This window comes from Martelella sp. UBA3392 (assembly GCF_002358775.1).
Lineage (GTDB): Bacteria > Pseudomonadota > Alphaproteobacteria > Rhizobiales > Rhizobiaceae > Martelella > Martelella mediterranea.
In genome coordinates, this window is record NZ_DEPM01000170.1 from 958 (window position 1) to 7771 (window position 6814).

Annotated in this window: 9 protein-coding genes; 4 read left to right on the plus strand and 5 right to left on the minus strand. The window is 62.7% G+C overall.

The window, feature by feature from the left end:
* The 4 genes from B4E36_RS12930 to B4E36_RS12945 form a co-directional block, all read left to right on the plus strand.
* The coding region (locus B4E36_RS12930) for a heme exporter protein CcmB (RefSeq protein ID WP_345900438.1) at positions 1-234 on the plus strand (234 nt) is incomplete at its 5' end.
* A 34-nt stretch (positions 235-268) separates the two neighbouring features.
* The gene (locus B4E36_RS12935) at positions 269-1039 is read left to right on the plus strand and encodes a heme ABC transporter permease (RefSeq protein ID WP_292051743.1); all 771 of its coding nucleotides are present in this window, start codon (positions 269-271) and stop codon (positions 1037-1039) included.
* Positions 1036-1197, plus strand: a complete 162-nt coding sequence (gene ccmD, locus B4E36_RS12940) for a heme exporter protein CcmD (RefSeq protein ID WP_018064417.1) — start codon at positions 1036-1038, stop codon at positions 1195-1197. The genes B4E36_RS12935 and ccmD overlap by 4 nt, the downstream gene beginning before the upstream one ends.
* Complete coding sequence (locus B4E36_RS12945) at positions 1194-1781, plus strand: DsbE family thiol:disulfide interchange protein (RefSeq protein WP_292051741.1); 588 nt, start codon at positions 1194-1196, stop codon at positions 1779-1781. The genes ccmD and B4E36_RS12945 overlap by 4 nt, the downstream gene beginning before the upstream one ends.
* A gap of 20 nt (positions 1782-1801) precedes the next feature.
* On the opposite strand, the gene B4E36_RS12950 is transcribed toward B4E36_RS12945, so the two are convergent.
* The 5 genes from B4E36_RS12950 to B4E36_RS12970 all read right to left on the minus strand — a co-directional run bounded on the left by B4E36_RS12950 (position 1802) and on the right by B4E36_RS12970 (position 6584).
* Complete coding sequence (locus tag B4E36_RS12950) at positions 1802-2449, minus strand: septation protein A (protein ID WP_292051739.1); 648 nt, start codon at positions 2447-2449, stop codon at positions 1802-1804.
* A gap of 213 nt (positions 2450-2662) precedes the next feature.
* A complete protein-coding gene (gene ftsY / locus B4E36_RS12955; protein WP_292051737.1) occupies positions 2663-4108 on the minus strand; it encodes a signal recognition particle-docking protein FtsY in 1446 nt (481 codons plus the stop codon).
* Between the two features lie 99 nt (positions 4109-4207).
* Entirely contained in the window at positions 4208-5470 is a 1263-nt protein-coding gene (gene mtaB / locus B4E36_RS12960) for a tRNA (N(6)-L-threonylcarbamoyladenosine(37)-C(2))-methylthiotransferase MtaB (RefSeq protein WP_292051735.1), read from the minus strand.
* Positions 5471-5533: 63 nt separating this feature from the next.
* Positions 5534-6046 (minus strand): hypothetical protein, encoded by a 513-nt coding sequence (locus tag B4E36_RS12965; protein WP_018064422.1) that lies wholly within the window; start codon positions 6044-6046, stop codon positions 5534-5536.
* Between the two features lie 10 nt (positions 6047-6056).
* Positions 6057-6584 (minus strand): hypothetical protein, encoded by a 528-nt coding sequence (locus B4E36_RS12970; protein WP_292051729.1) that lies wholly within the window; start codon positions 6582-6584, stop codon positions 6057-6059.
* Positions 6585-6814 lie beyond the last annotated feature (230 nt).

The following is a 6814-nucleotide window of genomic DNA, read 5'->3' on the forward strand; positions in this document are numbered from 1 at the left end:
GCGGCGGGGGCGGCCATCGCGGTCTCGCTGCCGCGCGGCGGGCTGCTGGTGCCGATCCTGATCCTGCCGCTCTCGATCCCGGTGCTGATCTTCGGCGTCGGCGCGAGCTATGCGGTGACCTCCGATATCGATCCGTTCCTGCCGCCCTTCCTGCTGCTCACCGCGATCACATTGTTTTTTGCGGTGGTCGGCCCGGTCGCCGCGGCTGTGGCCTTGCGTCAGGCGGATGATTGAGCGAAACCATGATCGACAGCAAGCGGTGACGGCGATGAACCAGACGATGGCAAAGGGCGGAATGTTTTCGGGGCTTGCGAACCCGACGCGGTTTCTGGGCCTCGTCCGGCGCGTGCTGCCGGCCATGATCGCGATCACCGTCGTGCTCTTCGCCGTCGGGCTTTATCTCTCCTTCACCTCCGAGGCCGATTACCAGCAGGGCGATACGGTGCGGATCATGTATATCCACGTGCCCGCCGCCTGGCTTTCGATGATGTGCTATGTGGTGATGGCTTTTGCCGCGCTCGGCACGCTGGTCTGGCGTCATCCGCTCGCCGATGTCGCGCACAAGGCTGCCGCTCCTATCGGGGCCGCCTTCACCTTTCTGGCGCTGCTGACGGGCTCGCTCTGGGGCAAGCCGATGTGGGGCGCGTGGTGGGTTTGGGATGCGCGGCTGACCTCGGTGTTCATCCTGTTTTTGATGTATCTCGGCATCATCGCGCTGCACCGCGCGGTGGACGAGCCCCAGCGCGCCGCCCGCCTTGCCGCGATCCTGATTCTCATCGGCGTGGTCAACATCCCGATCATCAAGTTCTCGGTCGATTGGTGGAACACGCTGCATCAGCCGGCAAGCGTGATCCGGCTGGACGGGCCGACGATCGATCCGGTGTTTCTGTGGCCGCTTGCCGTTATGGCGCTCGCCTATAGTTTCGCCTTCTTCACCATGCATCTTGCCGCCATGCGCAACGAGATCCTGCGCCGCCGCGTTTCCGCCATGCGCCGGGTCGCGGCCAGCCGGGCGGAAGCGCCGAGGATGACAAATTGAGCCACGCCTTCTTCATCTACGCCGCCTATGGCGCGACCGCGTTGGTGTTCGCCGCGCTGGTGCTCTGGCTGCTCGTCGACGGCCGCGCCAGACGACGCGAGCTTGACGCTCTGGAAAAGGCGGGCGCCGCCCGCCGCAGCGTCCGGGGCCGCTCATGAGCGAAAGCGGGAAGGGCAAAACGCGCCGCTATCTCGTCGCGGCCATTCCTCTGGTCGTCGTTGTCGGGCTCTTCGGCGTGTTCGGCTGGCAGTTCGTATCGGGTCACGATCCGTCCGAAATTCCCTCCGTCCTCATCGGCAAGCCGGCGCCTGCGATCAATCTGCCCGCGCTTGAGGGCAGCAACCGCCCGGCGCTCACAGATACGGAAATCGAAGGCAAGTTCACGCTGGTGAACGTCTTCGCCTCATGGTGCATTCCCTGCCGCGCCGAGCACCCCTATCTTCTGGAACTGTCGAAGGATCCGGCGATCAATCTCGTCGGCATCAACTACAAGGACAAGCCGGCAAACGCGCTGAAATTCCTCAATGAGCTCGGCAATCCCTATGCCGCGATCGGCGTCGACGAGAACGGCGCGGAGGCGATCGACTGGGGCGTCTACGGCATTCCCGAAACCTTCGTGGTCGGCGCCGACGGCACCATTATCTTCAAGAAGATCGGCCCGATCGACCAAGCGTCCTATGAAAAGGAAATCCTGCCCGTCATCAACCGCAGCATCGGCCCGGCGTCGAAGCTGATGAACTGACGCGGAAGAGACGAGAGGCGTCAGCTCTCCTCCGCTTCCTCTTCCGCCGGGTTCACCGTATGCCGGTTGATCAGCGGCATCTGGAAAAGCGTGAAGGCGATGGTGATCGGCATCGTGCCCCAGACCTTGAAGTTGACCCAGAAATCGGCGGAGAAATTGCGCCAGACCACTTCGTTGAGGACGGCCAGGAATACGAAGAACAGGCCCCAGCGGAAGGTGAGCTTGCGCCAGCCTTCGTCATCGAGCTTGAAGGCGGAGTGGAACACGTAACCGAGCAACGAACGGCCGAAGACAAGCCCGCCCAGCAGCACGGCGGCGAACAGGCCGTTGACGATGGTCGGCTTCATCATGATGAAGGTCTCGTCCTGCAGCCAGATCGACAGAGCGCCGAACACCATGACCACCGCACCCGAAACCAGCGGCATCAGCGGGATATTGCCAAGCATGATGCGCGAACCGATCAGCGATATCACGGTCGCGATCATGAACAGCGCGGTCGCCACCAGAAGCGGCGTGCCGAACACGGAAAGCGCCGGAAAGGTGTTCATCAGCCATTCGCCGCGGAAATTCGCGAAGAAGAAGACCATCAGCGGGCCGAGCTCGAAGGCAAGCTTGAGGAACGGTTCTTCCTTCTGCTCCGTGGTCAGTTTTTTCGTGGTGTCGGTCATCGTTCCGCCGGTTTTGTGCTTGTGATCTGCTAAGTGGCCTGTCAGACGCGCCTCATCAACCCCAAAAACGGCGAATTTGGGTATGTGAGGCGCAAAAACGGCATTTGGGGGTGGACCTCGCGATAGTGCGGGCCTCCCCATATCGCGACAAACAATCTCTCCCCCAGAGGGAGGCCGATGGGGGCTCTGCGGCTTGCGCTCAGGCTACCGCGATCAATCCTGCTCTTCCACCTGCCGGCCGGCGATCGCCTCGGCGAATTCGGCGGCCTCGAAGGGTTCGAGGTCGTCAATGCCCTCGCCGACGCCGATGAAATAGACCGGCAATTTGTGCTTGGCGGCGATCGCCACCAGAATGCCGCCGCGGGCGGTGCCGTCGAGCTTGGTCATCACCAGCCCGGAAACCCCGGCGATATTGCGGAAGATTTCCACCTGGTTCATGGCGTTCTGGCCGGTGGTGGCGTCGAGCGTCTGCAGCACGGTGTGCGGGGCGTCGGGATCGAGCTTGCCGAGCACGCGCACGATCTTGGCAAGCTCATCCATCAGCTCGGCCTTGTTCTGAAGCCTGCCGGCGGTGTCGATGATCACGACATCGGAGCCGTTTTCCTGGCCGCGCTTGAAGGCGTCATAGGCAAGGCCCGCCGCGTCCGCGCCCAGCTTGGTGCCGACGAATTCGGCGCCGGTGCGCTCCGACCAGATTTTCAGCTGCTCGATCGCGGCCGCGCGAAATGTGTCGCCGGCGCCGAGCGTCACTTTCAGGCCGGCGCGGGTCAGCTTGGCGGCGAGCTTGCCGATCGTGGTGGTCTTGCCGGTGCCGTTGACGCCGACCACCAGGATCACATGCGGCTTGTGCGACAGGTCGAGTTGCAGCGGTTTTGCGACCGGGGTCAGCACCTTGGTGATCTCGCCGGCCATGATGCGCACGACGTCATTGCCGCTGACATCCTTGCCGTAGCGTTCCGAAGACAGCGTATCGGTAATCCGCATCGCGGTCTCGACGCCGAGATCGGCCTGGATCAAGAGGTCCTCCAGCTCCTCCAGCGCGTCCTCGTCGAGCTTGCGCTTGGTGAAAAGGGCCGCGATCTGGCCGGAAAGCTGCTGCGAGGTGCGGAACAGGCCGGCGCGCAGGCGCTGGAACCAGCTCTGCCGTTTCGCCGGTTGCGGGGCAGGAGTCTCGACCGTTCTGCCGGTAACGATCTCGAAGCCCTGATTGCGGATCGCGGGCTGCTCGGGCGCTTCCGCAGGCTTTTCTGGCTCGGCAGGGCTGTCGGGCTTCGGCGCGTCGGCATTCTCATCGGAGGCTGTTTCAACCGGCGTGGTTTCCTCCGGCTCCTCGACCGGAACGGGTCGCGGCTCCGGCTCGGCCTCATGCGTCTCGGCGGCGGGCAATGCCTCGGCTTCGTTCTCCGCCTCTTCCTGCGGCTTGCTGCCCGGGCCGACCACGCCGCCGACAATGCTGTCATCGTCCCAGGGATCGGCGCTCTTCGCCTCGGCAAGCGTTTCCGGCGCAGCAGGCGTTTTTTCGACGGGAGCGGCCTCGGCGTCTTCGCCGGCGCCAATTGCTTCCGCTTCGCTCGGCGCGATTGCGTCTTCCGGCTTGCTCTCCTCGGCGGCCTGTTTCCTGCCGAAGGTGAAGACGTTTTTCATGAAGCCAAGGGCCATGGGAATATTTTCCTGTTTGTTTCAAGCCGGCGCGCCCGCATTGCCCCTATATCCGTGCTGCGGCGGAGGCTTGTCAACGCGGGACAGCCAAAACCCGTCTCAGGCGGGGCTGAAATCCGCGATCAGCCGTTTGCCGTCATGGCCGATGATGCGGGCCGTCACGAACCGGCCCGGTTCGAGGCCGGGGGTGGCGACCGGCGCAAAATTTTCGGTATGGCCGTTCTCGCCGCGTTCGGCGAGCACGGTTTCCCTTTTGCCGATCATGCCGGCGAAGTGTCGCGCCTTCAGCCGCTCGCCGGTTTCGCGCAGAAGCCGCGCCCGTTCCTTCACCAGCGCCCGGTCGAGCTGCGGCATGCGCGCCGCCGGCGTGCCGGGGCGGGGGCTGTAGGGGAAGACGTGAAGCTGGGCGATATCGGCCTCCTCGGCAAAACGCACCAGATTGTCGAAATGCGTTTCGGTTTCGGTCGGGAAGCCGGCGATGAAATCCGCGCCGAAGGCGATGCCTGGGCGCAGTTCCCGCGCCTTTGCGATAAAGGCCAGCGCGTCCGCCGACAGATGCCGGCGTTTCATCCGCTTCAGGATCAGGTCGTCGCCGTGCTGAAGCGAGAGGTGCAGATGCGGCATGAAGCGCGGCTCGTCGGCCAGAAGATCGAGCAAATGCTGGTCCACCTCGATACTGTCGATCGATGACAGCCTGAGGCGGGCAATCTCCGGCACCTGTTTCAAGAGCGTCTTCGCCAGCAGGCCGAGCGTCGGCTCGCCGGGCAGGTCCGCGCCATAGGAGGTGGCGTCGACCCCGGTCAGCACCACTTCGCGATAGCCCTGTTCGGCAAGCGTGCGGGCCTGGTCGATCACCGCGCCCATCGGCACGGAGCGCGAATTGCCGCGGCCATAGGGGATGATGCAGAAGGTGCAGCGGTGGTCGCAGCCGTTCTGCACCTGCAGGAAGGCCCGCACATGGCCATCAATGCTTTCCACCATCTGCGGCGCGGTATCGCGCACGCTCATGATGTCGTTGACGATCAGCTTTTCCTCCGCCGAAACGCCGAAATCGGGCAGGCGGCGATAGTGCCGGGCCTCGAGCTTTTCGGCGTTGCCGAGCACCGCATCGACCTCCGGCATCCGCGCGAAGGTCTCCTTCTCGGTCTGCGCAGCGCAGCCGGTGACGACGATGCGGGTGGACGGGTTTTCCCGCCGCGCCCTGCGGATCGCCTGCCGCGCCTGGCGCACGGCCTCGCCGGTCACCGCGCAGGTATTCACCAGGATCGCATCCTCAAGCCCGGCCTCGGTCGCGGCCTTGAGCATGACTTCGCTCTCATAGGTGTTCAGCCTGCAGCCGAATGTCAGGGTACGGACGGTCATAATTCTCGGATTCCGGTTTGCCCGCTATATGGCCTAACGGGCCGCGAAATGAAAGGGCGTCCTTCAAAGCAGCAAGAGGTGGAAGGCATACGTGGCAAGATCAAAGGGTAGGCGCGGCAGAACCGGCAAGATGCCGATACTGCCGATGGGCAATGCAAGAAAATTGCTGGCAAGGACAAGCTGAAACAGCCGCCTGCGCTCAGAAAACCGCTTCATGCAGCGTACATTCAGAACCTGCAGTACGAGAAATGACGTGAGCATCACTTCAAGTGGAAACCAGTTGAGCATGAACGCCCGAGCCGGGTCGGCATAGATGTCGGCCCATGTATATGTTCCGTTTTCAAGGCCCTGCCTGAACGGGGCAATGACTGCCGACTGGCTCCAGAGACCGAGCTTGCTGATATAGAATCTGTAGGCCGCCGGCACTATGAAATTGATCCAGAAAAATGCCTTCAGCGCAGGGTCCGCCTGCTGCAATCTTGAAAGCAGAGCATCTGCCAGTGATGCGTTATCGCCGCGCATGCGCCGGTAGCGTTTTGTCAGGGCATTACCAAGGCGTTCGGAAGGACTTGCCATCTCGCTTTCCTCACAGGACGGGCTGGCCGGTGAGGACCAGCAGCAAGAGTGAGGAGGGTGAAATTGCGCCGGTGCGTGCCAGAGAAAGCCCTTCAGTCACGATATCGGACCATGTGGGGAGAATGCTGAGAAGGGCAGGCAGGAAGGCCGTCATGCCTGTGGGCAGGGCAAGCGGGTTCAAGACGAAGGCGGCGAGAAAGGCCAGCCTGCTTCTGCGAAAGCGCCGCATCGCATAGAGGTTGGCTACCTCAATGCCGAGAAAGAAGATCAGTTTGAGTACCAGATTGGCAATCGCGGCCATCTGGAGGGCGGAGCTCGGTTCATAGGGATCTTTGAAGAAGGTGTAGGTAAAAAAGGCTACCGAATGGACCGTGCCGGACACGAGTAGATAAAAGCCGGCAGGCAATACGAAATTGAGCCAGAAAAAAGCCAGTTGGGGACGGGAAGGGTTGCTATAGAATTGGCGTATCGGTGCTGTCAGCCGGTGATGCCACTTTCTCTGCAGTCCTGAATGACCGTCATTGGATGCTGTGGCCATTGGATCCCCCTCGCGGAGGTAAGCTTAATACAACTCTGGGGTGCTGTTAAGCGCGTTTCCCAACGAAGAAAAACTCAACGTTCCCATTCTCCCGTGTTGGGGTCCACTCTTCCCGACCACTCATGTTCCGCCGGCCCCGTCATGATGACGTGGTCGTCGTCCTCGCGCCAGTCGATCTCGAGCGCGCCGGCCGGCACGTAGACCGAGACCTTGCGGCGGGTGCGGCCGGT

What these genes read in the sequence shown, in the direction of transcription:
- B4E36_RS12935 (WP_292051743.1), top strand. Translation starts at nt 269, where the DNA reads ATGAACCAGACGATGGCAAAGGGCGGAATGTTTTCGGGGCTTGCGAAC.
- B4E36_RS12945 (WP_292051741.1), top strand. Translation starts at nt 1,194, where the DNA reads ATGAGCGAAAGCGGGAAGGGCAAAACGCGCCGCTATCTCGTCGCGGCC.
- B4E36_RS12950 (WP_292051739.1), bottom strand. Translation starts at nt 2,449, where the DNA reads ATGACCGACACCACGAAAAAACTGACCACGGAGCAGAAGGAAGAACCG.
- ftsY (WP_292051737.1), bottom strand. Translation starts at nt 4,108, where the DNA reads ATGGCCCTTGGCTTCATGAAAAACGTCTTCACCTTCGGCAGGAAACAG.
- mtaB (WP_292051735.1), bottom strand. Translation starts at nt 5,470, where the DNA reads ATGACCGTCCGTACCCTGACATTCGGCTGCAGGCTGAACACCTATGAG.
- B4E36_RS12965 (WP_018064422.1), bottom strand. Translation starts at nt 6,046, where the DNA reads ATGGCAAGTCCTTCCGAACGCCTTGGTAATGCCCTGACAAAACGCTAC.
- B4E36_RS12970 (WP_292051729.1), bottom strand. Translation starts at nt 6,584, where the DNA reads ATGGCCACAGCATCCAATGACGGTCATTCAGGACTGCAGAGAAAGTGG.